Genomic DNA, 2924 nt, shown 5'->3' on the forward strand with positions numbered 1-2924 from the left:
GCGTCCTCGGCGTTAAAAGGCTAAGCGACTACGAGGGCGTAGCCGTACTGGGCGCCGTTGCCCGCCCCGATCCAGAGGAAGACGACGATGTCGCCGTCCTTCACCGCCCCGGAGCGGCGGTCCTCGTCGAAGAGCAGCAACGTGCTCGCGGCGGAGGTGTTGCCGTAGTGGCCGACGTTGGTGGGCACGCGCTCGGCCGGGAGGCCCATCGTGCGGGCCGTGCGCTCGACGGCGATGCGGTTGGCCTGGTGGAAGTCCCAGCGCTTGATCTTGTCGACGTCGAAGGCGTGTCCGACGACGGGCTGGATCCGGGTCGGCCAGTCCTCGACCATCCTCTCGAACGTGCGGCAGAGGATGGGGGTGAAGGAGCGGCCCACCGTCTGCGCCTCCATGAGGAAGAGGTGCTCGGTGAGGTTGTCGGCGCAGGTGGGGCTCGTCCCGCCTCCGGCGTCGTAGCGCACGATCGCGAGGTCGGGCTGGGTCTCGTACCAGGTGTGGACGAGACCACGGTCCCCCGACTTGCGCCCCGAGCGAAGGATCACGGCGCCGGCCCCGTCACCGAAGAGGGCGGGGCTGAGCCACGCCCACGGGTAGCGCCCCTGCATGTAGAACGGGATCGTGTCGCGGGTCAGGTAGCTGCTGGAGCAGTTGCTGGCCACGAGGAGGACCACGCCGTCGTCGCCGTTGCCCGCCAGCTCGCTGCGGGCCGAATGGAAGGCGGGAGCGAGGCCGGCGCAGCCCAGGTTGTGGTACATGAGGTGGGCATCGCGCCGCAGCCCCAGCGCGCTGGTCATGAAGCGCAGGTGGTCGTTGAAGTAGAGCGTGTCCGGCGTGCAGGAGACGTGCACGAGGGCGTCAACGTCCGCGGCCTCCAGCCCCGCATCCTCCAGGGCGCGCTTCGCCGCCCGTACCGCCAGATCGCCGTCGTAGATCCCACCCTCGGCGCGAGGCCGCTTGACGGCCGTGCTCATGTCGAGGTCGAAGGAGCGGGTGGAGATCCCCAGATTCCGCTCGAGCCACTCGGAGTGGACGGGCTTGCCGTTGGGCTTTGTCGGCCGGAGCCAGGCGAGGACCTCGTCGTTGCGGACGAGGGGCGTGCAGACAAATGAACCCGAACCGGCGATGAGGGAGGGACCGCTCACAGTGGCTCCCGTCTCCTAGTTTCTTGTGAACTCTTATTACACGTTTTCAGGCGACGATCAAGCGGGGCGCGCGATTCTGAGTCCGAAGTTCGCGGAAATGAGTCAGAGGTTCTCGAAAACGCCCTTCCCGAGGTACCGCTCGAAGCCATCGGCGAAAACGGTTACAACCGCAGCAGATGCGGGGAGGCTCTTCGCCACCTCGCGAGCCGCATGGGCGGCGGACCCGGACGAGCCCCCGACCAGCACGCCTTCGCTCCGAGCCAATTCTCGAACGGCGGCAAATGAGTCCTCGTCGCTGACGGTACGGATGTCGTCGACGAGCGACCGGTCCAGCGCCCCCGGCCAGAACGAGTTGCCGATGCCTTCGACCTTGTGTGGTCCTGCCGGGCCGCCGCCCCAGACCGACCCCCGCGGCTCCACCAGCACGGCCCGCGTCCGCGGCTCGCGCTCCTTGAAGTAGCGGGCGAGCCCGGTGAACGTCCCTCCGGTGCCGGCCCCGATCACGATCGCGTCGGGGCAGCGGCCGAGCTGATCCTCGATCTCGACCGCCGTCGTCCGGTAGTGGAAGTCGGGGTTCGCCGGGTTCTCGAACTGCTGAGGGACGTAGGCGCCGGGCAGCCCCGCCGCGATCTGCTGCGCCTTGGCGATGGCGCCTTGCATCCCGGCTTCGGTGGGCGTCAGGATCACCTCCGCACCCAGCACCTTCATGACCGCCGTCTTGGGTCCCACGAACTTCTCGGGGACGACCAGGATCACCCGGTACCCGCGGCTGATGCCGATGAGGGCCAGGCCCACCCCCGTGTTCCCGGCGGTGGGCTCGACGATCGTGGCCCCCGGCCGGAGCCGGCCCTCGGCCTCGGCCGCGTCCACCATCCCGAGCGCCGCCCGGTCCTTCACGCTGCCTCCCGGGTTCAGGAACTCGAGCTTGGCGTAGATCCCGGCCGCTCCGGGCGGGGTGTAGCGGTTCAGCCGCAGCAGCGGGGTGGCGCCAACCAGCTCGAGGACGCTCTGGGCCAGCGGGGGGGTCTGGGGGGACCGGAGAGTCCCCCCAGCTTGATGAGCGAGCGCGGATTTACTTCGCGCGAGCGATGGACCGGCGATCGCCGTGCGCGACGGGGATGGCTTGCGATGCGCCAAGGCGCCGCTCAGGAAGCCCGGCCGGTGCGGCTCAGGAACTCGCCGCACTCCTGGGACGGGAGCGGGCGGGAGAAGAGATATCCCTGCATTCGGTCGCAATGGCGGGCGGCGAGGAAGGCCAGCTGCTCCTGGGTCTCCACTCCCTCGGCCACCACCCGAAGCTTCAGGGTATGGGCGAGGGCGATGACGGCGGTGGCGATGGCGGCGTCGTCGGGATCGGAGGTGATGTCGCGAACGAAGGACTGGTCGATCTTCAGGGTGTCGATGGGGAGGCGCTTCAGGTAGCTCAGCGAGGAGTAGCCGATGCCGAAGTCGTCAATGGAGATCCGGACCCCCAGGGTCTTCAGCTCCCGAAGAGTGTGGATCGTCGCTTCCGCGTTCGACATGGCGTTGGTCTCGGTGATCTCGAGGTCGAGACAGCGCGGCGCCAGCCCCGTCTCCTCCAAGGCCCGCTTGACCTGGGCCACCAGGTCCGGCTGCTGGAACTGGCGCGCCGACAGGTTGACGGCGACCGTGAGATGGGGGTGGCCCAGGTCCTGCCAGACCCGGGCCCGCGCGCAGGCGGTGCGCAGTACCCAGGGGCCGATGGGCAGAATGAGGCCCGTGACCTCGGCCACGGGAATGAACTCCGAGGGGAGAAGCAGC

The 2924-nt window shown here is 68.9% G+C and carries 3 protein-coding genes; all 3 read right to left on the reverse strand.

The window, feature by feature from the left end:
• Nucleotides 1–20: 20 nt before the first annotated feature.
• On the reverse strand, nucleotides 21–1142 hold the full coding sequence (locus VGW35_07675) for a 3-oxoacyl-[acyl-carrier-protein] synthase III C-terminal domain-containing protein (protein HEV8307533.1): 1122 nt from the start codon (nucleotides 1140–1142) through the stop codon (nucleotides 21–23).
• A gap of 102 nt (nucleotides 1143–1244) precedes the next feature.
• Nucleotides 1245–2159 (reverse strand): cysteine synthase family protein, encoded by a 915-nt coding sequence (locus tag VGW35_07680; protein HEV8307534.1) that lies wholly within the window; start codon nucleotides 2157–2159, stop codon nucleotides 1245–1247.
• Nucleotides 2160–2287: 128 nt separating this feature from the next.
• Nucleotides 2288–2924, reverse strand: a 637-nt coding sequence (locus tag VGW35_07685; GenBank protein ID HEV8307535.1) for an EAL domain-containing protein, incomplete at its 5' end; no start/stop codon positions are given.

It is taken from the genome of Candidatus Methylomirabilota bacterium, from assembly GCA_036005065.1.
Taxonomy (GTDB): Bacteria; Methylomirabilota; Methylomirabilia; order Rokubacteriales; family DASRDR01; genus DASYQW01.